Annotated in this window: 21 protein-coding genes; 11 read left to right on the forward strand and 10 right to left on the reverse strand. The window is 39.7% G+C overall.

Annotated features, from left to right (window positions below):
* Positions 1-140: 140 nt before the first annotated feature.
* Positions 141-1721, forward strand: a complete 1581-nt coding sequence (locus tag HMPREF3129_RS08685; protein ID WP_036920006.1) for a TerC family protein — start codon at positions 141-143, stop codon at positions 1719-1721.
* Positions 1722-1881: 160 nt separating this feature from the next.
* Here HMPREF3129_RS08685 and dcuC read toward each other — a convergent pair whose 3' ends face one another.
* The 5 genes from dcuC to apbC form a co-directional block, all read right to left on the reverse strand.
* A complete protein-coding gene (gene dcuC / locus HMPREF3129_RS08690; protein WP_004247593.1) occupies positions 1882-3243 on the reverse strand; it encodes an anaerobic C4-dicarboxylate transporter DcuC in 1362 nt (453 codons plus the stop codon).
* 436 nt (positions 3244-3679) lie between these two features.
* The gene (gene asmA / locus HMPREF3129_RS08695; protein WP_004247592.1) at positions 3680-5611 is read right to left on the reverse strand and encodes an outer membrane assembly protein AsmA; all 1932 of its coding nucleotides are present in this window, start codon (positions 5609-5611) and stop codon (positions 3680-3682) included.
* 45 nt (positions 5612-5656) lie between these two features.
* The gene (gene dcd, locus HMPREF3129_RS08700) at positions 5657-6238 is read right to left on the reverse strand and encodes a dCTP deaminase (RefSeq protein ID WP_004244515.1); all 582 of its coding nucleotides are present in this window, start codon (positions 6236-6238) and stop codon (positions 5657-5659) included.
* 76 nt (positions 6239-6314) lie between these two features.
* Positions 6315-6956 (reverse strand): uridine kinase, encoded by a 642-nt coding sequence (gene udk / locus HMPREF3129_RS08705; RefSeq protein WP_004247591.1) that lies wholly within the window; start codon positions 6954-6956, stop codon positions 6315-6317.
* 212 nt (positions 6957-7168) lie between these two features.
* Positions 7169-8281 (reverse strand): iron-sulfur cluster carrier protein ApbC, encoded by a 1113-nt coding sequence (gene apbC, locus HMPREF3129_RS08710; protein ID WP_004247590.1) that lies wholly within the window; start codon positions 8279-8281, stop codon positions 7169-7171.
* A gap of 204 nt (positions 8282-8485) precedes the next feature.
* Here apbC and metG point away from each other — a divergent pair, with 204 nt between their 5' ends.
* The 6 genes from metG to sanA all read left to right on the forward strand — a co-directional run bounded on the left by metG (position 8486) and on the right by sanA (position 15682).
* Positions 8486-10513: a methionine--tRNA ligase gene (gene metG / locus HMPREF3129_RS08715; RefSeq protein WP_036920005.1), complete on the forward strand. Its 2028-nt coding sequence runs from the start codon at positions 8486-8488 to the stop codon at positions 10511-10513.
* Between the two features lie 135 nt (positions 10514-10648).
* Positions 10649-11116 carry a CidA/LrgA family protein gene (locus HMPREF3129_RS08720; RefSeq protein WP_004247588.1) on the forward strand — a complete coding sequence of 156 codons (468 nt, stop codon included), beginning with the start codon at positions 10649-10651 and terminating at the stop codon, positions 11114-11116.
* Positions 11110-11811: a CidB/LrgB family autolysis modulator gene (locus tag HMPREF3129_RS08725; RefSeq protein ID WP_004247587.1), complete on the forward strand. Its 702-nt coding sequence runs from the start codon at positions 11110-11112 to the stop codon at positions 11809-11811. Before HMPREF3129_RS08720 ends, HMPREF3129_RS08725 begins: the two co-directional genes overlap by 7 nt.
* 214 nt (positions 11812-12025) lie before the next feature.
* Positions 12026-12910: a cytidine deaminase gene (cdd, locus tag HMPREF3129_RS08730; protein WP_004247586.1), complete on the forward strand. Its 885-nt coding sequence runs from the start codon at positions 12026-12028 to the stop codon at positions 12908-12910.
* 214 nt (positions 12911-13124) lie between these two features.
* Complete coding sequence (locus HMPREF3129_RS08735; RefSeq protein WP_004244507.1) at positions 13125-14822, forward strand: NAD-dependent malic enzyme; 1698 nt, start codon at positions 13125-13127, stop codon at positions 14820-14822.
* A gap of 134 nt (positions 14823-14956) precedes the next feature.
* Positions 14957-15682 (forward strand): outer membrane permeability protein SanA, encoded by a 726-nt coding sequence (gene sanA / locus HMPREF3129_RS08740; protein ID WP_004244506.1) that lies wholly within the window; start codon positions 14957-14959, stop codon positions 15680-15682.
* On the opposite strand, the gene yeiB is transcribed toward sanA, so the two are convergent.
* From yeiB to HMPREF3129_RS08755, 3 genes are all read right to left on the reverse strand, one after another.
* The gene (gene yeiB / locus HMPREF3129_RS08745; protein ID WP_036920004.1) at positions 15679-16830 is read right to left on the reverse strand and encodes a DUF418 domain-containing protein YeiB; all 1152 of its coding nucleotides are present in this window, start codon (positions 16828-16830) and stop codon (positions 15679-15681) included. The genes sanA and yeiB overlap by 4 nt on opposite strands.
* A gap of 9 nt (positions 16831-16839) precedes the next feature.
* The gene (gene folE, locus HMPREF3129_RS08750) at positions 16840-17502 is read right to left on the reverse strand and encodes a GTP cyclohydrolase I FolE (RefSeq protein WP_004244504.1); all 663 of its coding nucleotides are present in this window, start codon (positions 17500-17502) and stop codon (positions 16840-16842) included.
* Positions 17503-17647: 145 nt separating this feature from the next.
* Positions 17648-18817, reverse strand: a complete 1170-nt coding sequence (locus tag HMPREF3129_RS08755; protein WP_004244503.1) for a YbfB/YjiJ family MFS transporter — start codon at positions 18815-18817, stop codon at positions 17648-17650.
* 215 nt (positions 18818-19032) lie between these two features.
* Here HMPREF3129_RS08755 and moeA point away from each other — a divergent pair, with 215 nt between their 5' ends.
* From moeA to HMPREF3129_RS08770, 3 genes are all read left to right on the forward strand, one after another.
* The gene (moeA, locus tag HMPREF3129_RS08760; RefSeq protein ID WP_004252107.1) at positions 19033-20274 is read left to right on the forward strand and encodes a molybdopterin molybdotransferase MoeA; all 1242 of its coding nucleotides are present in this window, start codon (positions 19033-19035) and stop codon (positions 20272-20274) included.
* A 5-nt stretch (positions 20275-20279) separates the two neighbouring features.
* Positions 20280-21047 carry a molybdopterin-synthase adenylyltransferase MoeB gene (gene moeB, locus HMPREF3129_RS08765; protein WP_036920003.1) on the forward strand — a complete coding sequence of 256 codons (768 nt, stop codon included), beginning with the start codon at positions 20280-20282 and terminating at the stop codon, positions 21045-21047.
* Between the two features lie 256 nt (positions 21048-21303).
* Positions 21304-23004 carry an amidohydrolase gene (locus HMPREF3129_RS08770; protein WP_004247580.1) on the forward strand — a complete coding sequence of 567 codons (1701 nt, stop codon included), beginning with the start codon at positions 21304-21306 and terminating at the stop codon, positions 23002-23004.
* A gap of 63 nt (positions 23005-23067) precedes the next feature.
* Here HMPREF3129_RS08770 and HMPREF3129_RS08775 read toward each other — a convergent pair whose 3' ends face one another.
* Together HMPREF3129_RS08775 and HMPREF3129_RS08780 are read right to left on the reverse strand one after the other, a co-directional pair.
* Positions 23068-23532, reverse strand: coding sequence for a GNAT family N-acetyltransferase (locus HMPREF3129_RS08775; RefSeq protein ID WP_004244499.1), 465 nt, complete (start codon positions 23530-23532; stop codon positions 23068-23070).
* A 9-nt stretch (positions 23533-23541) separates the two neighbouring features.
* The gene (locus HMPREF3129_RS08780; RefSeq protein WP_004244498.1) at positions 23542-24120 is read right to left on the reverse strand and encodes an LOG family protein; all 579 of its coding nucleotides are present in this window, start codon (positions 24118-24120) and stop codon (positions 23542-23544) included.
* Between the two features lie 348 nt (positions 24121-24468).
* Between HMPREF3129_RS08780 and rhtA the strand changes: the two genes are divergently transcribed.
* Positions 24469-25359 carry a threonine/homoserine exporter RhtA gene (gene rhtA / locus HMPREF3129_RS08785; protein WP_004244497.1) on the forward strand — a complete coding sequence of 297 codons (891 nt, stop codon included), beginning with the start codon at positions 24469-24471 and terminating at the stop codon, positions 25357-25359.
* The last annotated feature ends 115 nt before the right edge of the window (positions 25360-25474 follow it).

The raw sequence follows: 25474 nt of genomic DNA on the forward strand, positions 1-25474 counted from the left end.
AAGGACGGGGTTTTACGGTGCTTTGGATAAAATGAAATTATTCTGCCACTATCAATAATAATTTATTGAAAAATTCCGCTAAATTGCTCATTATTCCCAAGTCGGCATATGCCGTCTTTATAGAAGGTAAAACAAACTGTATGGAATGGATCGTAGATCCGACGATATGGGTAGGTCTTTCCACCCTTATTGTTCTCGAAATCGTACTTGGTATTGATAACCTTGTTTTTATTGCTATTCTAGCAGATAAACTCCCAGCAAAATTAAGAGATAAAGCACGTATCACAGGATTATTGTGTGCTCTTATTATGCGGATTGTACTGCTATTTAGTCTCTCTTGGCTTATCACCCTAACCAAACCTCTTATCACACTGTTTGATCATCCTTTCAGTGCCAGAGACTTAATCATGCTCCTCGGAGGGATATTCTTACTTTTCAAAGCCACAATGGAGCTTAATGAACGGCTAGAAGGTAAAGATCATAGCGAGGGAAAACAACGTAAAACCACGAGTTTTTGGTCTGTTGTTGCGCAAATTATTGTACTAGATGCTGTATTCTCTCTAGACTCTGTTATCACTGCGGTAGGGATGGTTGACCATCTCGGCGTTATGATTGCTGCTGTAACTATTGCGATGTTCTTGATGATCCTCGCAAGTAAGCCATTAACCACATTTGTCAATAATCATCCAACTATTGTTATTTTATGTTTAAGCTTCTTATTGATGATTGGTTTTGCCTTAGTTGCAGAAGGGTTTGGCTATCCAATACCTAAAGGCTATTTATACGCTGCCATTGGTTTCTCTATTATGATAGAGATATTTAACCAACTCGCACAGTTTAACCGCCGACGCTTCTTATCAGCTTCTCGCTCTTTGCGTGAACGTACAGCGGAAGCGGTATTGCGCATTATTAATGGTAAACCAGAAGCCTCTGAACTTGACCCTCACACTTCTGATTTAGTTGCTAATACAGAAGAGGTGTTTGATCCTCAAGAGCGCCAAATGATTGTGCGCGTTCTGGGTTTAAGCCAGCGAAACGTCAATAGTATTATGACTTCACGCCATGATGTTGAATATGTTGATCTAAAAGCCACCCAAGATGATATTCGCCAATTACTAGAAGAAGATCCCCATTCTCGTCTCGTTATTACCGACGAAGAAAATAGCGACGAACCTATTGGCGTGGTAAATGTTATTCAATTATTAAATCAACAGTTACGTAATGAACCATTAGATTTGCGTTTATTAATTACACAACCCTTAATCTTCCCTGAGGGGTTATCACTATTACAGGCATTAGAACAATTCCGTAATGCTCATACTCACTTTGCCTTTGTGGTTGATGAGTTTGGCTCTGTCGAAGGCATTGTTACCTTAACCGATGTAATGGAAACCATCGCCGGTAATTTACCAGTAAGTACAGAGGAAAATGACTCTCGTCACGACTTAGTACAAAATGAAGATGGCTCATGGACTGTCAATGGTTTTACACCGCTGGAAGACTTAGTGCTTTATATTCCCATTAAGTTGGATGAAAAACGTGAGTATGAAACCTTGGCTGGCTTATTGATGGAACATTTACAACGCGTTCCTGCCGTCGGTGAAAAAGTGGTTATTGATGGTATTGAATTTGAACCATTAGATGTACACAATCACCGTATTAATAAAGTACGTATTGTTGAACCAACACCTGAAGACGAAGAAAACGTCGACGAAGCTTAATTTCTATTAAATAACCAAATATCCGTCTCTAAGGCGGATATTTTTTATCTGAAAATGGTGCTTAATAAAAAACGGGCTTTGTCTATGCATAACAAAGCCCGTCAATAGAATGAAAAATAAAGTAGATAAAGCTAACTTTATTTCAATAATTTATTGATGATCAACCTAATGTGCTGGGTACCAGTATTTCCGTTGCAACAATCACAATCACAAGCCCGACCAATACTGGCACAGAAACGCGTTTCATCACTTCAAAAGGTGAAATTTTTGCCATTCCTGATACAGCAACCACCACACCCGATACAGGTGATAAAGTCCGTCCTAAGTTTGATGCTTGTAACATCGGAATAGTTAAGTAAGCAGGATTCACACCCATATTACTTGCTAAGCGCGGAATTAATTCAACGAAAGCATAGAAAGGCGCATTCCCTGAGCCGGTTGTCATTGCCGCGAGCATGGTAATTAAGACTAATGCAATCATCATAACAATTGCCCCTGAGCCTAATGATTGTGCACCATCAATTAACGCGTGAATAAAGCCAACCGTTGTTAAACCTTGCGCAAAAACCCCTGCGGCAACTAATAACATTACCACTTGGGCAAATGCATCAGCCATACCACGGTAAGCAACTTCTAAACCGGCAAAAACTTCTTTAGCACTAAAGCTACGGATAAATTCAATAACCGCAGATAACATCATGCAAAGAATAATAATGGCAACAATATGAAGCTCTGGTAACCATTTACCATCAAAAACTAATACACCAATAATAGGTGTGAAAGGTAAAATCGCATAGAAATTAGGGGCGTGAGTTTTGATTTCGTTCACATCTAACATCTCTGTTTCGATATGCTCTTTACGATCAAGATAACGTTGCCAGAAAAAGTGAGCAATACACATCCCAAGAATTGCGGCAATAGAGATAGGCAGTGTTGTTTTAAACGCAAAATCAATAAGTGGCATTTCAGAAGCTTGTGCCGCTAAAATCACGTCACCAGAGGTTGGCGCTAAAATAATTGATGCAGGTGAAGCACAGATAGCCGCCGCTGCACCACGACTAATTCCCATATTGACCATCACTGGGAATAAGGTCGCCATCAATAACACACCAAGACCTGTTGCGGATGAAACAGCTAATGACATTAAACATGCAACAATATAAGCCGCTACCATTAAAAGATAAGGTGAGTTGATCATTTTTAATGGGCGTGAGGCAAGTTTCACGACCACGTCATTGGCACCAATATGAGTCATATAAGAAGCAAACCCACATAGCACCATGATCATCATCCCCAGATCACCACCACGGCTCATAAGTAGATTTTTTACATACTCAACAATATCGATTAAGCGATAACCGGTACTTGTGACACTGGCTGGTAATACTGATTTGCCCATAATCACACTGATGATAAGCAATAATAGCCCACCAGTAAGTAGCACACCTGTTGGCGAATATCCCTTAACAATGTAACGCCCAACACCCACAGCGACGAGGGCGCCGATAAGAATTTCAATCATGTATAGTTCCTGTCTACGATAGTTATTTATAAAATGAAGCTTTTTGTTTTTATCATCATTTTTTTGCATTTAGTGCAATGGACACACTCTGCCCAAAGGCAACGTTGCAGTGTATGACATATATCAAAAAAAACGACTATTTTTTTACATGTAAACAGTACGAATGAGTATTTTTTAGGCAAAAACTGAATTAAATGATAAACATAATGCACTATGAGCATAATTTAATCATTTTATCCATTTTCTGTTAACGGTGACAGGGAACGGGGAACGGGGAACGGGGATAAGAAACGTAATGCAGCATCTGTGTTCCACAGATATTGTTTAATATAAGAGAAGGGGTTATTAATCATAAATTAATAAAATCAATTTATTAGCCAAAAAACAAAACAAGGTGGAATAAAATTTTATTCCACCTTGTTAACAACTTTAAAAATTATATTTTTTTCAATAATTGATTAAGCGCTTTAACTTCGGGGCTATCATCTTGCTTATTTAACCAATTATCTATGGCCTGTTTTGCTTTTTGCTGTAATTGATCACGTAGTAATTTTTCAACGTTAAACTCATATTGGATAGCATTCCAATTACCATACAATCTTAATGGAATATCTATTTTGGCCAGTTGGCGAATAAATTCATTCTCTTTGCCCCAACCTTTTTTGATATTAACCATCAGCATCACATCTAGATTATGACGTTGTAGATCTAATTGACCTTGCCCGCTGATCTGATAAGCACTTGCTTGAGCATCTAACTGATTTAACGTCACTCGGCCTTTAGGCGCTAGTTTAAACTGGGCAATCACACTATCGGCTTTGGTATAGTTCTCAATATCTTCAGGATAAACCACTTGATCGGTTGTTTGTGCAATAGATTGCTGGATCACTTGTGGAATATTTAATCCTAGCATTTTAAATTCGCTTAATGACGTATCCAGTGTACCCTGCCAACTATTAAGAAACGCGTTGCGATTATATCCGGCACCTTCTAGATGCCCTTTCGCAGAAATTAAACCGCTGAAATTTTCTGGCTGATCAAAGACGCGTAATAAAGGTTGCAAAGGGATATTATTCATTGTGACATTCATACTAATATGCGCTGGCACAATGCTAGTAGAAATCACCGTAGGCAGTGAGAAATTTCCGTTTAGGATCTGCCCTTCTAACCTATCAATATTTAATGATTTGGGGTTATTTAATGCGGTTAATTTAACATTGTTTATTTCTAATTCTTTATACAATAACTTATTGAGCGCTAAGTTTAAGCTAAATTCAATATCACCCCAGTGGGTTAAATCATACGCTTTGTTTTCAATTGTCGCGGAGGTAATAACCGGACGAGCCATAATAGTTGCATTGGGTGATGGTGCAGCCTGAGCATGGCTAAAGAATGAGAATGATCTCGACGGGGTATTTGCCAAGGTTAACGATGCTGTTTCAGATGAATTAGGCTGTGCTAACTCAGGTAATAGGGTATTTAAATTTAAAGTGTCCCCAGTTAATTCCACTTGATAGCGGTTCTTTTTAGCCAATTCAGCCGTGATGCTACCTTGTAGCTGACTCTCATTTGCCGTCATATTTAAATTATTTAAGGCAATAACATTTACACTATCATTTTTAATATTGAAATCTGAGGTTAAATTTCCGGAGATCCCTTGAGCCGGAAGTCCTATTCCCGATAATGCATAATCTAATTGAGCGATATTGCCACTGATTTGATATGGGTAGCCACTCATATCAGCATTAGCAACAACATTTAACATTAACTCGCGACGATCACGATTAATTTTGGTGCTCATCTCAAGGTTAATTTGTTTTTTGTCGTCCGTTTTTAATAATAAATTGATATCGCGTAAATTAAGTTGCTCTCCCCCTTTGGTTTGCCAAATAATCAAACTATCGGAGATCCTCACCTTAGCAATATTTAATTGCCAACGATTTGTTTTTGGCTCAATAATCGGACGAGTACTGTCTTCATTGGCAACAGAAGGCGGGGTTATTTTAGGTATTGCTTTACTCTCAGGCGTTTGTCTAACCACTGCGCCTTTTAGCATCACTTCTTTTACTTCCAACTGGTGGGAAAGTAATGGCCATAATTCCACATCAAGACGCATATTATCAGCAGTGATCAATGGTTGCTCAGCACCGGGAGCTGTTAATGACATTTTACCACTAATAATGCTGAGTTTTGGCCAGACATGCCAACGCATATCATCTTGTAAGGTTAATTTATAGCCACTTTGTTTTTCAACGCGTTCAACAAGATAACCACGAAAATCATTAGGGTTAATGAGCAAAACTAATGTCGTTAAGCCTGCCAAAATCACTACAAGCAAAATGGCGAGTGTTGTCAAAAACCTTTTCATATTGTTACCCGCTTAATAAAGTTGATAATAGTCGTTAATGAAAAATTAATCTTCGCTAATCCGACTTCCTACCGCACCTTGTTGATTTTTATATTTCGCATCTTGGCGACGATTGTAAGGCCTATCCGCAGAGCCTGACATAGGTTCAAAACTTAATGCGCCAATCACCATACCCGGTCTTAATGCTAATGGCAGTTTACCTGAATTAAAAAATTCTAATACGATGTGTCCATGCCAACCCGGATCAATTCGGTGAGCCGTGACGTGTACCATTAATCCCAATCGCGCTAAAGATGAGCGTCCATCTAACCACCCTACTACATTATCCGGTAATGTGACAGACTCTAATGTAACCGCCAAGGCAAGCTCTCCGGGATGAAGATAAAAAGCTTCGCCTTCTGGTAATACAATTTCATCACTCATTACCCGCTCAAGGGCCTCATTAACTTCATTTTTGGGGCCACTGAGGTCAATGTAAGCCGCAGTATGTCCTTGGAAAACACGAAACTGGTTACCCAAGCGAACATCCGCTGTTGCGCCGTTAATTCGCTCGACAGGCGGGCGGGGTTCAATGACTAATTTACCTTCATCAAGCCACTGAATAATATCACGGTCGCATAATCGCATTTTATTTCCCTTCTTCAAGTTAAACAGGCAGTTTCATGGTTAATCATGCATGAAAGCTGCCTACAAATGAACTCAATTATTCACAAAACTGTCCGATTTTTGCTTTCAAAATATCGATCGCAACACGGTTTTTTCCCCCTCTAGGCACAATAATATCGGCATATTGTTTAGAAGGCTCAATAAACTGGAAGAACATCGGACGAACAGTTTTATTATATTGTTCAATAACAGAATCTAGACTGCGCCCACGTTCATTCACATCACGTTTAATTCTACGCATTAAACAGATATCTAATGGCGTATCGACAAAGATAGAAAAATCCATCTCTTCACGTAAGCGTTTATCTGTTAATAACAGAATACCTTCAATAATAATAACTTTTTTTGGTTTAAAATGAATGGTTTCTGATTTACGGGTGTGAGCGACATAATCATATTGAGGGAGTTCGATGGCGTTTCCGGCTTTTAGTTCACACAAGTGTTGGTATAAAAGTGCGTGATCCATCGAATTGGGGTGGTCGTAGTTAACTTTATATCGCTCTTCCATTGTTAAATCACTTTGGTCACGATAATAGCAATCTTCTGGTATCACACCGATATTATGATCACCTACTTGCGCTCTTAATTCACGGTAAAGTGTACTGGCAATAAGACTTTTACCTGAAGCAGAGGCTCCAGCGATACCTACAATTGTGCACTGATGTGCTGTGTCAGCCATAATAAAAAACCTGGTTTGAAATAAAAAAGAGGAATAACGTAATAATATGTAAATATTACGCTCGCGCAGATTATAGTTTTGAAATCCTTCTGGTTCCAGCGTAAAACCAAAAATCTCTTTGTTTTTTATCAAAAATAGTCAGATTTCAGCGGATAAAAAAAAGGAAGCCTAAAAGACTTCCCATAATAATCAATAGATTATTGTTTCACCGCTTATACCGCGCGGAAAGAAATTTCCGTTGGAATAGCATCCCCATCCCAATACATTTGCGCAGAAACTGTTGAAGCAATTTCACGATAGATATCAGCGAATTCACCTTCTGGATCACGCATCACCGTCGGTTGTCCGCGATCTAAATCTTCACGTAAAGAGATATGCAGTGGAATTTGACCCAATAATTGGCAATGATATTTTTCGGCTAATTTCTCAGCACCACCAGTACCAAAAATAGGCTCAAGATGACCACAATTGCTACAAATATGCGCACTCATATTCTCAATAATACCTAATACGGGTACATTGACTTTTTTGAACATGACAATGCCTTTCATCGCATCCACCAGCGCAATATCTTGTGGTGTTGTAACAACAACGGCGCCAGTCACCGGAATATTTTGTGATAAGGTCAATTGAATATCACCCGTTCCTGGTGGCATATCGATCACAAGGTAGTCTAAATCAGGCCATAACGTATCTTGCAGCATTTGCATCAACGCTTTACTTGCCATTGGACCACGCCATACCATGGCATTATCGTCTGTGACTAAATAACCGATAGAGTTAGATGCTAGACCATACGCCATAATAGGTGCCATATGTTGCCCATCTGGTGAAGTTGGGCGTTCCATGGTTGTACCTAACATATTAGGAATGGATGGGCCATAAATATCCGCATCCAGAATACCAACTTTAGCCCCTTCTTGTGCTAGCGCTAAAGCAAGGTTTACCGCGGTACTGGATTTACCCACCCCGCCTTTACCTGAACTCACCGCCAGAATATTACGTACGCCATTAATACCTGGAAGATCGTTTGCACGACGTAGTGTGGCAATATTATGTTTTAGCTTCCACTCAACAGCTTTGGCTCCCGTCATATTACGCAGCTCTGCCGTTTTTTCTTCAATCAGTTGTTGGAAAGGTTTTTTCCACACAAACGGCATCACTAATTCGATATGAAGGACATCATCAATCATCGCACACTGATGTAATGCTTTTAGGGAAAGCAGATTACGTTTCAATGTCGGGTGTTCAAAAGTAGACAAGACACCTGAAACTTTTTCTTTCAGAATCTCAGGGGTGGTCTGCTCGGGGGATTTATCACTCATCCCGGCTCCTCTCATTTTCGTTATTCATTAAATATCTGAGTGCACCTATCATATCAGATAGTCAATGACTACGATAATGCCTTACCTCAATTTGCCAAGCGAAATTTCTCTTGCAAAAACTCTATGATTGCCCTAGCGACATCATGACGGATAGGTTAACATCAAAGACCCTTTTTTTAATTTAATGGAAGTAAGATCCTTACTATGTCTCACGTCGCGAATAAATTATTGGTAACCTGCGCGTTACCTTATGCTAACGGTTCAATTCATCTCGGTCATATCCTTGAACACATTCAGGCTGATATCTGGGTCCGTTACCAACGAATGCGCGGCAAAGAAGTTCATTTCATCTGCGCTGATGATGCTCACGGCACGCCTATTATGCTGAAAGCTCAACAATTGGGTATTACCCCAGAAGCCATGATTGAAGAGATGAGCAAAGAGCATCAACAGGATTTTGCCGGTTTTAATATCAGCTACGATAATTATCACTCCACACACAGTGAAGAAAATCGTCAATTATCGACGAAAATTTATCTAGCCCTGAAAAAAAATGGTCATATTAAAAGTAAAACGATTTCTCAACTTTATGATGAAGAAAAAGGCATGTTCTTGCCTGATCGTTTTGTTAAAGGGACTTGCCCTAAGTGTAAAGCGCCCGATCAATATGGTGATAACTGTGAAGTATGTGGGTCAACTTATAGCCCGACAGAATTAATTAATCCTCGCTCTGTGGTATCGGGTTCAACGCCGGTAATGCGTGAAACTGAACACTATTTCTTTGATCTCCCAGCCTTTAGCAATATGTTGCAAGAGTGGATCCGCTCCGGTGCATTGCAAGAGCAAGTAGCCAATAAGATGCAAGAGTGGTTTGACAGCGGTCTGCAACAGTGGGATATCACCCGTGACGCCCCTTATTTCGGTTTTGAAATCCCTGATGCGCCGGGTAAATATTTCTATGTTTGGTTAGACGCCCCTATTGGTTATATGGGCTCATTCTTAAACCTATGTGAAAAGCGTGGTGATTTAAGCTTTGATGAGTTCTGGAACAAAGAGAGCAAAACTGACTTATACCATTTTATCGGTAAAGATATCGTTTATTTCCACAGCTTATTCTGGCCGGCAGTGTTAGAAGGTAGTGAATACCGTAAACCAACCAACCTATTTGTGCATGGCTATGTCACCGTCAATGGTGCGAAGATGTCAAAATCTCGCGGCACCTTTATTACGGCACGTGCCTATCTTGATCACTTTGATGCTGATTGCCTACGCTACTACTATGCGGCAAAACTTTCATCACGTATTGATGATATTGACCTAAACTTAGAAGACTTTGTACAGCGTGTAAACAGCGATATCGTCAACAAGGTGGTTAACCTCGCGTCCCGTACTGCGGGTTTTATCAGTAAACGCTTTGATGGCAAATTAGCGGCAAGCCTTGATGATGCGAAGTTATATCAACATTTCGTCGATATGCAAGAAAGCATCGCACAATGTTTTGAAAACCGTGAATTTGGTAAAGCCATTCGTGAAATTATGGCATTAGCAGACGAAGCTAACCGCTATATTGATGAAAAAGCGCCTTGGGTGGTTGCTAAACAAGAAGGTAAAGAGGCTGAGTTGCAAGCTATTTGTACTATGGGAATTAACTTATTCCGTGTACTGATGACTTATTTAAAACCAATTCTACCTTCTTTAACAAAACGTTCAGAAGCCTTCTTACAAACTGAATTAACTTGGAATGCTCTGTCGCAACCGCTGTTAAACCATGAAATTACTAAATTTAAAGCATTGTTTAATCGTATTGAAATGGATAAAGCCAATGCAATGGTAGAAGCTTCAAAAAGTACCATTGCGCCAGCCAAAGAAATCACGGGCCCATTAGCAGACGCGCCTATTCAAGAAACCATTAAATTTGATGATTTTGCCAAAATTGATATGCGCATTGCTGAAATTAAACAGGCTGATTTCGTTGACGGCTCAGATAAGTTGCTAAAATTAATACTGGACTTAGGGGGAGAAACACGCCAAGTATTCTCCGGCATTCGTTCTGCATACCCTGATCCGAAAGTATTAGAAGGTCGCTTAACTGTTATGGTTGCAAACCTAGCACCTCGCAAAATGCGTTTTGGAATTTCAGAAGGTATGGTGATGGCCGCAGGCCCTGGTGGTGAAGATATTTTCTTACTTAGCCCAGATAGTGGGGCTAAACCGGGTCACCAAGTGAAATAAAAACTGACCTTTATTCAAAATGCAAATACAAAGCGGGGTTCTATAAAGAGCCCCGCTCTTTTTTTATTGTGATCCATAGCACACTTTGAAAATTGGTGTATGATAAATACGTCAGTTGATTTAGGACACATATCTATGAAATCTAAGCGGGTGCAGATCACAATCTGGCACTATATACGATCATTTTTTATACTTTATCTTTGCCTTTTTGCCGGTAATCTTATTTCAGCCTTATTACCTTTCGCGGTGCCAGGCAGTATTGTTGGACTACTTATTCTATTTGGTTTACTTGCCTTCCAGCTTATTCCATTACGTTGGGTAAAACCCGGTGGTAATATTTTACTGAAAAATATGTCATTGCTCTTTATTCCTATCGGGGTGGGTGTAATGAACTATTATAATTTATTAAGCCAACAACTCTTTCCTATTGTTCTGGCCTGTGTTGTCAGTACCTTTGCGGTGATGGCGCTAGTCGCTTACTGCTCACATTACGTGCATCGTGAACGTCCTATTATCGGTGCTAAACCCGATAAAGTAGAGGATGTAGAATTAGCAGAACAACAAGACGACGACAGAGCGTTAAGTGAGAAGAAAAAATGTTAATATTAATGAATATTTGGTGGTCATTACCGCTAACGCTTATTATTTTCTACTTAGCTCGTAAACTAGCTGCTCGATTTAAATGGCCTATTTTAAATCCGTTATTGATTGCTATTGTTGTTATTATTCCTATTTTATTAGTGACACACACCGCCTATGAGGATTATTTTGCCGGAAGTCGTATCCTTAACGACTTGTTGCAACCTGCTGTTGTTGCTTTAGCTATTCCTTTATATCAACAATTACACCAAATACGCGCACAATGGAAATCGTTAATTAGTATCTGCTTTATTGGTAGTATCGCCGCCATGGCTAGTGGTACAGCGATTGCATTATGGGCTGGCGCTACTCCTGAAATTGCCGCCTCCATTTTGCCTAAATCGGTAACAACCCCTATCGCAATGGCTGTTGCGGATTCCATAGGTGGTATTCCTGCAATCAGTGCTGCATGTGTTATTGCAGTAGGTATTTTAGGTGCCATTTTTGGTCATACGCTATTTAAAATATTACGTATTCCAACTCACGCTTCTCGTGGTTTAGCGATGGGAACCGTCTCTCACGCAGTGGGTACAGCTAGAGCTGCTGAAATCGATTATATTGAAGGGGCATATAGTTCATTAGCATTAATGACTTGCGGTATTATTACTTCACTTACTGCACCCTTTATTTTTCCTTTTATTTTGCACCTTTTTAGCTAATTAGCTAAATCAAGAGAACACATAAAAAACCTTCGTTCGGAGCGAAGGTTTTTTATGCTAATGCTAAAATCAATTTACATAAATTTGAGATGCATCTCCCAATTAATCATTCAGTTGCAATGGTTTCATTGAAAATATGATTTTAATCACATATAAGAGTAGGTAAAGATGCCTAAAATCTTACAATAGCAGAAGATTAATGGGAGACACCTATATGCATACTCGTTTTCAGGCAATTTGGTCAGATTTATCCCCTCAATTACAACAAGCACTTACGCCTTATCTTGAGCAGGATGAATTTCCGGCAATGTTCACTGCAGAACAAGTTAATGCGTTAAAAACACAGTTACAATGTAATGATGATGAGTTAGCCCTCGCATTACTGCCTGTTGCAGCCGCTTGTGCTGTGACACCTATCTCTCATTTTAATGTGGGTGCCATTGCTCGTGGTGAAAGCGGTCACTTCTATTTTGGGGCAAATATGGAGTTTGCTGGCGCCCCATTACAACAAACAGTACACGCAGAGCAAAGTGCGGTTACACATGCTTGGTTACGCGGTGAGTCTCGTTTAGTTGCCATCACAGTTAACTATACCCCTTGTGGTCATTGTCGTCAGTTTATGAACGAACTAAATAGCGGCACTCATATTGCAATCCATCTCCCAGGCCGAAAAGTGGCGACCTTAGGTGACTACTTACCTGATAGCTTTGGCCCTAAAGATCTCAATATCACTACCCTACTGATGGATAAAGTTAATCACGGTTATCAAATAGATAACACTAGCCAACTAGCACAACAGGCACTACAAGCAATAAATCGTAGTCATGCCCCTTACAGCCATTCTCACAGTGGTATTGCTGTACAGATGAAAAGCGGTAAGATCTTTCAAGGCAGTTATGCTGAAAATGCCGCATTCAATCCCAGTATGCCACCATTACAAGCGGCACTTATCGCATTAAATATGGCGGGTGAAAATGTTATGGATATTGAGTCTGCAATATTAATTGAAAAAGCAGACAGCCTATTAACTCAGTGGGATGCCACACAAGCAACATTAACAGCTTTAGGTTGTCGCCAAATACAGCGTGTCACTTTGTAACATTTTTTAACTTATACCGTTAAATTGTCCTCATAAAAAAGCATCAGCATGTAAATTTTTGCTGATGCTTATCAGAAAAAGTCATAACAATTGTATCTATCTCTCATTTCTAAGCAGAAAAATCATAAAAAAATAACATAAGCTGTACATATTTTTATTATTTTGTAGGATCTACACTTGTCATGTGACTAACTGCCTTACAAGAGTATTTTTCATGGAACTGGAACACGAAAGTAAACGTCCTCTCTATATCCCGTATGCAGGCCCAATCCTGCTTGAATTTCCCCTGTTAAATAAAGGTAGTGCTTTTAGCGAAGAAGAGCGTAGCACCTTTAACCTTCATGGTTTACTGCCTGAGGCAGTAGAAACCATTGAAGAGCAGGTGGAACGTGCTTACCGTCAATATCTTGATTTTAAAAATGATAACGATAAACACATCTATTTAAGAAATATCCAAGATACCAATGAAACGCTATTTTATCGTCTGTTGGAATCTCACCTTACTGAAATGATGCCCATCATTTATACCCCCACAGTAGGTGAAGCTTGTGAGCACTTCTCTGATATTTACCGTCGTGCGCGTGGACTTTTTATCTCTTACCCTAACCGCGCCAATATTGATGATATGCTACAAAACGCCACCAAACAAAACGTAAAAGTGATTGTGGTCACAGATGGTGAGCGTATCCTTGGTTTAGGTGACCAAGGTATCGGTGGTATGGGTATTCCTATTGGTAAACTCTCTTTATATACCGCTTGTGGTGGAATAAGCCCCGCTTATACCTTACCCGTTGTGCTGGATGTTGGCACCAATAACCCACAACGTTTAAATGACCCACTTTATATGGGCTGGCGCCACCCACGTATTACCGGAGATGAATATAACGAATTTGTCGATGAATTTATTCAAGCCGTTAAACGTCGTTGGCCAAATGTACTGCTGCAATTTGAAGATTTTGCACAAAAAAATGCCATGCCGTTATTAAATCGTTATCGTGATGAATTATGTTGCTTTAATGATGATATTCAAGGTACTGCCGCTGTGACATTAGGTAGTCTAATTGCGGCAAGCCGTGCTGCGGGGCGTCAATTAAAAGATCAAACTGTCGCTTTCTTAGGTGCAGGCTCAGCCGGTTGTGGTATTGCAGAGCAAATTATTGCACAAATGAAGTCTGAAGGACTAAGCGACGAACAAGCTCGTGCACGTATCTTTATGGTTGACCGTTTTGGTTTGTTAACGGATAAACTGCCAAACTTACTCGATTTCCAAAGTAAGCTTATTCAAAAAAGCGAAACGCTGGCCGATTGGCAAACAGAAACGGATGCAATTTCACTGTTAGAAGTGGTTAAAAATGCTAAGCCAACCATTCTGATTGGCGTTTCTGGTCAAGCAGGACTTTTCACTGAAGAGATTATTCGTGAAATGCATAAGCATTGTGAACGTCCTACCGTGATGCCTCTTTCTAACCCAACGTCTCGTGTTGAAGCGCGTCCTGAAGATATTATCAATTGGACTGATGGACAAGCTCTTGTTGCTACAGGAAGTCCATTTGCCCCAGTCACCTATAAAGAGAAAGTGTATCCTATTGCACAATGCAATAACTCATACATCTTCCCTGGTATTGGCCTTGGCGTTATTGCAAGTGGTGCAAAACGTGTTACTGATGCCATGTTAATGGTTGCAAGCCGTGCGTTAGCCGATTGTTCGCCTATGGCAAAAGAAGGCGATGGCCCACTATTACCTTTATTAGCCGATATTCAACAAGTTTCACGTTATATTGCTAAACAAGTTGCCAAAGAAGCACAGGTGCAAGGTGTTGCAACAGTCACGTCTGATTCTGCTTTAGAAGAAGCGATTGAACGTAACTATTGGGAGCCTGAATACCGTATTTACAAGAGAACGTCATTCTAATTGAGTTAAAATCATTAGGTTTCATTCTGAAAAGCGCACTATTATCACTAATAGCGCGCTTTTTTCTTGCTTCCCAATTAGTGCTCAAGTAGCCTTTAACCTATTAGAAAACCCTGAGTCATTAAGGCAAGGATATGCTAAAGCGCCTCATTTATCTCTTTTTGACCCTTTTTATCTTAGTTGCGGTGGCATTAATTGCTTGTGATCGCTGGATAGGTGTAAAAACTAGCCCCTATATATTTGAAGATATAGATAAACTACCCGCCAAAAAAGTAGGCATGGTATTAGGTACTGCTAAATATTACACCACAGGCTATCTTAACCAATTTTATCAATATCGTATTCAAGGTGCTGTTAATGCCTATAACAGCGGCAAAGTGCAATATCTGTTACTCAGTGGAGATAATGCACAGCATAGCTATAATGAACCCAATACGATGCGTAAAGATTTAATTAAAGCAGGCATACCGGCATCGCGTATCGTTATGGATTTTGCTGGATTTAGAACTTTAGATTCGGTAGTACGCACAAAAGAAGTGTTTGGAACAGATGGCTTTACTATTATCACTCAGCGTTTCCATTGCGAACGAGCCGTATTTATTGCCCTTGAAAAAGGCATTGATGCCCAGTGTTTTGCTGTTGCTTCGCCGAAGAGTATGTTTAAGGTGCGTGTACGTGAAGTTTTAGCCAGAGCAGGTGCGGTTGTCGATCTCTATATATTAAAACGCGAACCGCGTTTTCTAGGTCCACCAGAAGCAATACCTGCTGTACAAAATATTCCTGATGATATTAAGGGCTATCCGGCGGTTTCACCACAAGAGGTAGAAGCTTTGCCATTAAACAATGGCAAAAACAGTTAAAAGCGTTTTGCTAACCCTGTTGACGAGTGGCGCCACAGCCACTCGATTGGCCCTTGAGAAAAATAGCGTAACCACGTTACGGCAAAGATAATATTTATCACCCAAATAGCCATCACAAATAGCATAAGCTGCAATAAGGTAAATTGGTTAAATAACCCCATCCGCTGGAAAAGCGTTGTGCCAATAATACTCTGTAGTAAATAGGTGGTAAGCGCCATTTTCCCCACACAACGTAAAGCATAGGCGATAAAACTGTGTTGAATATAAGGCCATGCCCAATAGAGTAAAGCAATATAACCTAAGCTTTGAATAATTTGGATCACCATGGTGATAGGCTGAGCCACTACCGCAGACCACATATAATGCCAATCTAAATAATAATCGGTAATAACAAGCGTCCCTTGGAAAAGTAAACTTATGACTAAAAAACAAACCGCTATCAAACCATAATGAGACTGTGAATAGCGTCGTTGTAACCAACCGGATGCCATTAACGCCGCCCCCATTAACATGGCGCCAATTAAAAACCAACTATATTGACGAACTAAATTAAAAATAAAATCACTCAGTTCATCTAATCGCCAGTAGATACTATTTATATAGTTTCCGGTTTTCCAATTAGTCTCTATCATGGCGGAATAGTCAGAGCTATACCAAACTATTTCAACAAAATCACGATAGTAATAAAATAAAAAAGCTAAAATAATCGCGCCAAATAAATAGAGCAGCAGCCCAAGGATAAATTGCCGCTTAATAGGTAATGCTTTAATAAAAAAGAGAACAAATAATCCGCAAATACTATAAGGAAATAAGATATCCCCTTCCCATAGTAATAGGGTATGAATAATACCGATTAATGCCAGAATAATTAGGCGAGAGACGTTCCAAGCAACAGAGCGCTGTGATAATAAATAAAGTGTTCCGCCAAATAACAGCGCAAAAATAAACAGAAACTTTCCTTGGGTAAATAAATTTAGCCCCATCCAAGTAAGTTTGTCCGCAAAAGTCGCCTCTCCTGAATGCATAGGATTAAATGAGGCAACTCTTAATAAGGCAAAACCTGAGATATTGAGTAATAAGATGCCAAGGATCGCTATTCCTCTCAACGCATCTAAAGCGTCGATGCGTTGACGTGAATTTTGTTCCATTTATTCATCTCAAAGATGGCGTACAGCACGCAAAAACTCTTGGCGAGTATTTTGGCTAGATTTAAATAGTCCACCTAATGAGGTTGTGGTGGTTGCACTGGTTGCATCACGAATGCCTCTTGCTTTTACACAATAGTGAACGGCATCAATAGAGACAGCAACGTTTTTCGTCCCCAATAGCGTTTGTAAGGCAATCAATATTTGTTGCGTTAAACGCTCTTGCACTTGAGGGCGTTGTGCGAAGAACTGCACAATACGGTTAATTTTTGATAAACCAATCACTTTATCTTTAGGAATATAAGCAACCGTTGCTTTACCATCAATAGTGACAAAATGGTGCTCACAAGTACTGGTTAATGTGATGTCACGAACAGTGACCATTTCATCAACCTGCATTTTATTTTCAATCAGGGTGATTTTAGGAAAGTTGTGATAATCCAAGCCTGAAAAAATTTCATCAACATACATTTTCGCAATGCGATGTGGCGTTTCCGCTAAACTGTCATCACTCAAATCTAGGTTTAACAATTTCATCACTTCCGTCATGTGATGTTTAATTTGTTGTTTACTCTCACTGGGTGAAAGTTTTGGCTCACGAAGAGGCGTTTCCAAACCACGCTCCACTAACGCGGCATGTACCCATTGCGCCTCTTTACTTAATGTTGATGACATTGGACTCTCCGATAAACACATTAATTAAGTCTCTGTTACCTAATTCAACGATAACCGTTACACTTTAGATGAGCTGAATCACATTATCCAGCAATACTGCATTTTTGGTTATGAAATTATTGCTTTTTTGTCATTTTTTATTGTTTTACCCTTTATTGTTTTCTTTCATACAAACCAAAATACCGCCGATGATCAATATCACAAAGGCGACATATAATGCCGGCTCTAGTCTTCCCGTTAACGCCGTTGAAAGGAAGGAAACCAGAGGCCCAACTAGCTGTCCAATAGCATAAAATGTTGTTAATAATCCTGCCATATAACGAGCATGATCAGGTGCCAACTCTTTACCACGTAAAAATGCCAATTGCACCGCACACATTAACCCTCCCCCCACTAAAAATGCGCCAATAGCAAGACCTGTAATTGTGGGTAGCCATTCGGCAATGATGATCCCCAGTGCTTGCAACCATAGTGTTATCGCCAATCGTAATTGTGTATTAAGGACATTACGTGTCAGTATCGCGATCCCAATACATAAAGCTGCGGAAGCACCAAAAATAGGCCAGACAAATTGAGCTACTAAGCTACCGGGAAAACGTTCTGTCGCCATTTGAGATAAAAAGGTCGCAGGTAAAATATAACCAAAGCCCGCAAAGGTATAACCCCAAATCAATTTTTTCATCGCCGGCGTTAAGATAAGTGGCTCTACTTTGACTTGCTCACGATTAATTGACCAAGGTTTGGGTAAATGATAGCTCACATAAATTGCACAAATAAATGCCAACACACCGTAAATCAACCAACCTGTTGTCGCACTCATCTGCCACTTGAGAATGAATACCGCAAGAAGGCCACTAATAAAGATCCCCGCCCCTGTTCCTGCATAGACTGCCACACTTAATGCCGGGCGATTTAAACGGGCTAATACTTCATTTGCCCACGAAGCAACAAGCACTAATGTCCAACCGCTTGCCCAACCAATAAAAAAACGGGCAATACTATGAGTTAAAGCATCATTAAGTACCGCACTAAGCAGTGTAATGATCACCGCTCCCCATAATCCCCCCCAAAGCCGATAGCCCACACCTTTAGTTGCTTTCATCGCATCATATGAACCAGCTAAATATCCTAGATAATTAAATGCTGCAACAATACTGGCACTGGTTAATGTCAGTTGTGTGTCCGCAATCATTAGCGGTACTTGAGGCGTAAAAGTAAAACGCCCTATCCCCATTGCAACAACTAAAGCAAGAAAACCACTAAAAGCGATATGAAAGGCTTGTGCTGAATGGCTTGGGTGGGTTGAGGTATTCATAAGGCTCCATTGTATTGATGTTATTTATTACATTTAAAATACAACAATATTATTAACACATTAACTAACAGTTTTGTTTTAAATAGTTAACATTTTATGTTGAGTAATATTTTCTTTTTTTGCTGATGAGATGATCGCTAACATGATGTGCTTCATCGTGATAGATTAGTATCATGAAATAAAACAGAACATTTCGATAGATTTTGGAGTATACAATGAGTCAATGTCAGGTTAGCGGTTTGTTATCCCTTGATGAGGCGCTAGAAAAATTACTTGAAAAACCGGTGGCAATCACAGATACCCTTAGTATCCCTTTGCATAAGGCAGCAGGTTATATCTTAAGTGAGCACATCACTTCACCACTCAATGTACCTCCTTTCGATAATTCTGCCATGGATGGTTACGGTGTACGTTATACGGATCTAAACACTCAATCTCCTTTACCTATTGCAGGCAAAGCGTTTGCTGGAGTCCCTTTTGAAGGTGAATTACCACAAGGACAATGTGTTCGTATCATGACCGGAGCCATGATACCCGCAGGTGTCGATACCGTTATTATGCAAGAAGAAACACAAGTGACTGACAACGGTATTCTTTTTCCACATCCGGCCAAGCTTGGACAAAATATTCGTCGTATTGGTGAGGATATAAAACAAAACGATATCGTCTTAGCCGCAGGAACAAAACTTTCTACAGCACAGTTACCTCTTATTGCTTCACTCGGTATTGCCAATATTAATGTTTACCGCAAATTAAAAGTGGCCGTATTTTCAACGGGTGATGAGTTGCAAACTATTGGCCAACCATTAAAAGCGGGGCAAATCTATGATACTAACCGCTTTGCCGTACGCTTAATGTTGGAAAAACTAGATTGTGATGTGCTTGATTTAGGCGTTATTCCAGATTCGCCAGAAAAACTGCGAGAAACCTTTAAAACCGCTGATGCACAAGCGGATTTAGTGATTAGCAGTGGCGGAGTTTCTGTGGGTGAAGCGGACTATACTAAACAAATTTTAGATGAAATAGGCGAGATTGGTTTTTGGAAATTAGCCATTAAGCCGGGTAAACCTTTTGCTTTTGGTCGCTTACATAATGCTTGGTTCTGCGGATTACCGGGTAATCCTGTATCAGCAACAGTGACATTCTACCAATTAGTACAGCCTTTAATTGCCCGTTTATCTGGTTTTAGTCAGTGGCGAGCACCACAGCGTTTCCATGCTAAAACCTGTTCACCATTAAAAAAATCTGTCGGTCGTCTGGATTTCCAACGCGGTATCGCCAGTATTAATGAAAATGGTGAATGGCAAGTAACCACATCGGGACATCAAGGCTCTCACGTATATAGCTCCTTTAGTGTTGCAAACTGTTTTATCGTCTTAGAGCGAGAGCGTGGTAAAGTTGCAGCGGGTGAAACCGTCACTATTGAGCTATTTAATCCTCTGCTAAAAAGCGAATAGTGTTTATGAGTATAGAATTAACCGATGAAGAAACGCTGCGTTATAATCGCCAAATTGTGTTAAGGGGCTTTGATTTTGACGGTCAAGAAGCACTGAAAAGTGCTTCTGTATTGATTGTCGGTGTTGGGGGATTAGGCTGTAGTGTATCGCAATATCTCACTGCCGCAGGTGTTGGCAAACTGACACTATTAGATTTTGATACCGTTTCACTGTCCAATCTTCAACGCCAGATCCTGCATCGCGATAGCACCATTGGTCAGCCGAAAGTTTTATCAGCTAAAACAACATTAAACGCGATTAATCCCCATGTACAGATAGATACGGTTGATGCACTACTTGAAGATAAAGCACTGGCTGAATTAATCAGCCAACATCATCTGATAATGGATTGCACAGATAATGTCACTATCCGCGAACAACTAAATCGACTGTGTTTTATGCAGAAAAAACCCTTAGTATCTGGTGCAGCCATTCGTATGGAAGGCCAAATTAGCGTCTTTACCTATCAAGATGATGAACCTTGCTATCGCTGTTTAAGTCATCTTTTTGGTGATAATGCACTCACTTGTGTTGAAGCGGGTATTATGGCCCCTGTTGTGGGTACTATTGGCACTTTACAGGCCATTGAAGCCATCAAATTACTCACTGGTTATGGCGAAACTTTACATGGCAAAGTATTAATATTTGACGCTATGCGGATGCAATTTCGTGAATTTAAGCTACCTAAAAATCCACACTGTGATGTATGTGCGGCTAATTTACCCGATAATTGACCCCTTCTAATATTTTAATAGGGTAAGTAGCTATCGGTTCTGCTTACCTTATTCTCTTCCATATAGTGGTATTCTATGCGGTTTATCCTATTATTTTCGCCCGTTGATAAAACAGTTAGTTAAATCAATGTAACACGTAGGTAGTATTGAGCGTCATTTAATTCTAATATGACCGCCCGCATCAAAACTTCATAGGATGCCCAATCAGTACCGAAAATTAGCCATCATCGCCAAAAAAGCTATACAAGGTAGAAGAATGACATTTCAAATTGCAGACACACTCTATTATAACGGCCTAATCTATACCGCTGATAATAGTAACAATTTCGTCGAAGCTATCGCTGTTTCCCAAGGCATTATTATTGCAACAGGCACAAAATCGAATTTACTTGCTTACTGTAATGAAAAAACACAGCATATCGATTTACAGAAGAAAATGGTGATGCCCGGCATTATTGATGCTCATATGCATCCATTTTGGGGGGGAGCCACATTAGCAGGTTGTCACCTTGATTACCTCTCCTTAACAATCGATGAAATTCTATCGCGTATCCAACGCTATCTTGATGCTGATCCCATCGATAGTGATACAGCTTGGTTGAAAGTGTCAGCATGGTATCGTGAAGGGATGCAACCGGAAGGGATACAAATGACGCGTTATCACCTTGATAGCTTAAATACGTCTCGTCCTATCTTACTTTTTTCTAGTGATTGTCATAGCGTATTAGCAAATTCCCGCGCACTAGAATTATTAAATATTACGGCTGAAACCCCCGATCCCCCTGATGGCAATATTGAACGTGATGGTGATAGAACACCTATTGGTATTCTTGAAGATGCGCCAGCTATGCAGGCTATTGATAGCCTACCGCCTTTAACGGCAGAGCAAAATCTACAAATCGCACGCCATGTACAAAAGTTGCTCAATCAACAAGGGGTAACGACTATCATGGATGCACGTGTTGGTGAGCCACAATTACGTGCCTTTAATACCTTGCGAGAAGCGGGTGAATTAACGGTTCGTGTTGAGAATGCGGTTGAAATTACCCCTGATGATGTGGCTGATATTGCAGCTATTCCTCATGCTGTACAACAAGCAATAACACGATTCTCTCACTGGCATCAAATCAGCCAAGGCGCGCAACCCAGTGTCGCTATTCGCCATATTAAGCTTTTTCTTGATGGTGTATTACAAGCGCCGATTATGACAGCCCGTTTACACGCCCCTTATCGTATTAATGTCGGTACGGATGAAACGCCTCATTGGCAAGATTCAGAGCATGTTGGCGATCTCTATTTTTCACCTGAAATCTTGACGCCATTAGTCACTGAGATTAGCCGTGCAGGTTATCATCCTCATATTCATACCGTAGCTGAAGGGGCTATTAGTGTCGCACTTGACGCCATTAGTGAAATGCGCAAAGCCTTGCCAGAAAAAGATATTCGCCCCGGCCTTGCGCATAACGAATTAATGTGTGAAAAAGATTATGCGCGCTTTGCCCAATTAAATACCTACCCTTTTCTCTCCTTTCAATGGGCTGGCGTAGAGCAACATAATATTGATAAAGATCTTGAAATGTTAGGCAAAGCACGTTGCCAATATCTAGAAACCGCCGGTAAATTTATTGATGCGGGAGTGACTGTCGCATTTGGCAGTGATTGGCCGATTGATCCATTAAATGAGTGGTATGACTTTAAAGTTGCCATGACTCGACAAAAAGATCCCTCTCAGCCACGTTTAGATAATGATCGCAATCTCACCTTAATCGAAGTATTACGAGCTGCCACCATCAATGCCGCTTATGCACTAGATATGGATAAACAGATTGGTTCATTAGAAGTAGGAAAATTCGCCGATTTTATTGTCTTAGATAGAAACTTGTTTGAAATATCGGCAGAAGATATTGAAAATGTCAGGGTATTGTGTACGATAATTGCGGGGAAACCCACAATTTAGCTGAATAACATAATTAATAAACCCGCACTCAGCGGGTTTATTTTTGCCATGATTAAGCGAAACTTACAAAGCAATACCCATCACGGTACTGACTTCTTTTAACCCTTCTCGCTGATAAAAACGTTTAGCATCGGCATTTTCAGCCAATACTGAAAGCTCTAGGTGGGTCATTTTTTGTTGTTTTGCCCACGCCTTCATGGCATTTAGCAACAATGCCCCTGCCCCTTGTCCACGAACAGAAGGGTCAACAACAATATCAAAAATATAGGCATATTTACGCTGTACTAAACAGTTAAATAGCGGTGTCTCTTGTATTTGGGCAATAGTAAAACCGACAATTTTCTGTTCTAACTCAGCCACTAACAGATGAAATTTATCATTTTTAATGCCATTAATAATAAATGCTTCATCTTGTTTACCCGGTTTTAATCTTTCTGGCTGTAATTTCGCCATCTCAGCAAATAAATAGCCATACAGGGTATTAATCTGCTCAACATCAGAAAGTACAGCTTTTCTTATGGTTATCATGCTCTACCTTTATTTATCGTAGGTTTTAATCGAAGGGGCAATATAACTTTCAAATTTATCTAATAACTGAATAGGTGATTGCTCAACAATCGCCATATGACGATATTTTTCATGTAAGAATTTTTCATCTACCATTTTATCTATCATAGCCAGTAATGGCTGATAAAAATCATTAATATTAAATATACCTAATGGCTTTTGATGAAGGCCTATTTGGCTCCAAGTAAACACTTCACTGAACTCTTCTAATGTGCCAAAACCCCCCGGCAGTGCCACAAAGCCGTCCGCGAGTTCAATCATTTTACTTTTACGTTGGTGCATAGTTTCAACGACATGGAGCTCTGTCAGATTTTTATGTGAGATTTCACGCCCTTCTAATAGCGTTGGGATCACACCAATAACTTTACCCCCTTCCTGTAAAACGGTATCCGCGAGCGTGCCCATAATTCCTACACTGGCACCACCATAAACTAAAGTGATATTACGTTTAACCAGCTCTTTAGCAAAAAGAATCGCTTGTTGTTTATAAATTGGTGAAGCGCCTAAACTTGAACCACAATACACGGCAATAGACTTTATTTTATTCATTTTTAATTCTCTTTAGCTAGTTAAAACGAGTGAAAAATTATACTGAACCCCTCAGTTATAAAAAAGGTCAAAAAAAATTATTTTATCGCTTTTATAATATATCTCTCTGTTTGTTTTATTAATAATACACATTTAATTTGATTGTTTTTATTCATCCTTATTGTATTCTCCAAATATATTTTAATATTATTAAACTATCCCTAAACTAAAATAATTTAAGTTGTGTTATTAATAAATAATTAATAAATAACTATATTAAAAATCACAAATTTACTTTATATTATGTGATCCTTTGTTATATAGGATAACAGAGTACTCAACGCTTTACTTTTGACGAGGTTTTTCAGGATGTTGTCAGCCAGACACTCAGCTAAATTACAGGTGTTCTACCCTGTGCTTCTTTTGCTTCTTTCTATGCTATCAATACAAAGTGGCGCATCATTGGCAAAAAGCCTGTTTCCTGTTATTGGCGCCCCCGCAGTCACAGCATTACGCCTTTTTTTAGGTACTCTGATCCTGTTTTTTATTTTTAAACCATGGCGTCTAAGCTTTTCTCGTAGTGCCATAATGCCACTATTTTTATATGGTTTATCATTAGGGGCAATGAACTACTTATTCTACTTGGCTCTTGAAACTATTCCATTAGGTATTGCAGTAGCACTTGAGTTTACGGGACCGCTTGCGGTAGCGATGTTTTCTTCACGCAGAGCAATCGATTTTTTATGGATAATCTTAGTGATTGCTGGATTAGGGTTATTACTGCCGATTGGGGATAATATTCACGGACTCGATCCCCTAGGCATTTTATATGCATTAGGTGCGGGTGTCGGTTGGGCACTGTATATTGTTTTCGGACAACGTGCAGGAAAAGGCTATGGCGCAGCGACAGTTTCTATTGGCTCACTTATCGCCGCCTTTATCTTTTTCCCTATTGGTATGCTACAAAGTAGCCCTGAGCTAGTTTTTAGTTGGTCTATATTACCTATTGGATTAGCTATTGCGATTTTATCTACCGCTTTTCCTTATACTTTGGAAATGATTGCACTTACCCGTTTACCGGCAAAAACCTTTGGGACATTGATGAGTTTAGAGCCTTGTATGGGGGCTTTTATTGGTATTATTTTCTTACATGAACATTTAACGTTAATACAATGGGTTGCGTTGGCATTTATTGTGTTAGCGTCAATTGGTTCCACTGCAACCATGAAAAGAAAAACCAAAATTGAAAAAGTAGAATAAATATTTATACAGTTTAACTTATTAATAAATAAAATATTAAATGAAAAGAGATCAGTTGATCTCTTTTTACTTATTAAATAATAACTTTACTTCCCTAACATTGCTATTTTAAGCA

Origin of the sequence: Proteus sp. HMSC14B05 (assembly GCF_001808035.1) — a bacterium.
Lineage (GTDB): Bacteria > Pseudomonadota > Gammaproteobacteria > Enterobacterales > Enterobacteriaceae > Proteus > Proteus mirabilis.

What these genes read in the sequence shown, in the direction of transcription:
- HMPREF3129_RS08780 (WP_004244498.1), bottom strand. Translation starts at nt 24,120, where the DNA reads ATGAATAAAATAAAGTCTATTGCCGTGTATTGTGGTTCAAGTTTAGGC.
- HMPREF3129_RS08770 (WP_004247580.1), top strand. Translation starts at nt 21,304, where the DNA reads ATGACATTTCAAATTGCAGACACACTCTATTATAACGGCCTAATCTAT.
- HMPREF3129_RS08735 (WP_004244507.1), top strand. Translation starts at nt 13,125, where the DNA reads ATGGAACTGGAACACGAAAGTAAACGTCCTCTCTATATCCCGTATGCA.
- HMPREF3129_RS08685 (WP_036920006.1), top strand. Translation starts at nt 141, where the DNA reads ATGGAATGGATCGTAGATCCGACGATATGGGTAGGTCTTTCCACCCTT.
- dcd (WP_004244515.1), bottom strand. Translation starts at nt 6,238, where the DNA reads ATGCGATTATGCGACCGTGATATTATTCAGTGGCTTGATGAAGGTAAA.
- HMPREF3129_RS08755 (WP_004244503.1), bottom strand. Translation starts at nt 18,817, where the DNA reads ATGAATACCTCAACCCACCCAAGCCATTCAGCACAAGCCTTTCATATC.
- apbC (WP_004247590.1), bottom strand. Translation starts at nt 8,281, where the DNA reads ATGAGTGATAAATCCCCCGAGCAGACCACCCCTGAGATTCTGAAAGAA.
- asmA (WP_004247592.1), bottom strand. Translation starts at nt 5,611, where the DNA reads ATGAAAAGGTTTTTGACAACACTCGCCATTTTGCTTGTAGTGATTTTG.
- folE (WP_004244504.1), bottom strand. Translation starts at nt 17,502, where the DNA reads ATGTCATCAACATTAAGTAAAGAGGCGCAATGGGTACATGCCGCGTTA.
- HMPREF3129_RS08725 (WP_004247587.1), top strand. Translation starts at nt 11,110, where the DNA reads ATGTTAATATTAATGAATATTTGGTGGTCATTACCGCTAACGCTTATT.
- HMPREF3129_RS08775 (WP_004244499.1), bottom strand. Translation starts at nt 23,532, where the DNA reads ATGATAACCATAAGAAAAGCTGTACTTTCTGATGTTGAGCAGATTAAT.
- sanA (WP_004244506.1), top strand. Translation starts at nt 14,957, where the DNA reads ATGCTAAAGCGCCTCATTTATCTCTTTTTGACCCTTTTTATCTTAGTT.
- HMPREF3129_RS08720 (WP_004247588.1), top strand. Translation starts at nt 10,649, where the DNA reads ATGAAATCTAAGCGGGTGCAGATCACAATCTGGCACTATATACGATCA.
- metG (WP_036920005.1), top strand. Translation starts at nt 8,486, where the DNA reads ATGTCTCACGTCGCGAATAAATTATTGGTAACCTGCGCGTTACCTTAT.
- dcuC (WP_004247593.1), bottom strand. Translation starts at nt 3,243, where the DNA reads ATGATTGAAATTCTTATCGGCGCCCTCGTCGCTGTGGGTGTTGGGCGT.
- rhtA (WP_004244497.1), top strand. Translation starts at nt 24,469, where the DNA reads ATGTTGTCAGCCAGACACTCAGCTAAATTACAGGTGTTCTACCCTGTG.
- cdd (WP_004247586.1), top strand. Translation starts at nt 12,026, where the DNA reads ATGCATACTCGTTTTCAGGCAATTTGGTCAGATTTATCCCCTCAATTA.
- yeiB (WP_036920004.1), bottom strand. Translation starts at nt 16,830, where the DNA reads ATGGAACAAAATTCACGTCAACGCATCGACGCTTTAGATGCGTTGAGA.
- moeA (WP_004252107.1), top strand. Translation starts at nt 19,033, where the DNA reads ATGAGTCAATGTCAGGTTAGCGGTTTGTTATCCCTTGATGAGGCGCTA.
- moeB (WP_036920003.1), top strand. Translation starts at nt 20,280, where the DNA reads ATGAGTATAGAATTAACCGATGAAGAAACGCTGCGTTATAATCGCCAA.
- udk (WP_004247591.1), bottom strand. Translation starts at nt 6,956, where the DNA reads ATGGCTGACACAGCACATCAGTGCACAATTGTAGGTATCGCTGGAGCC.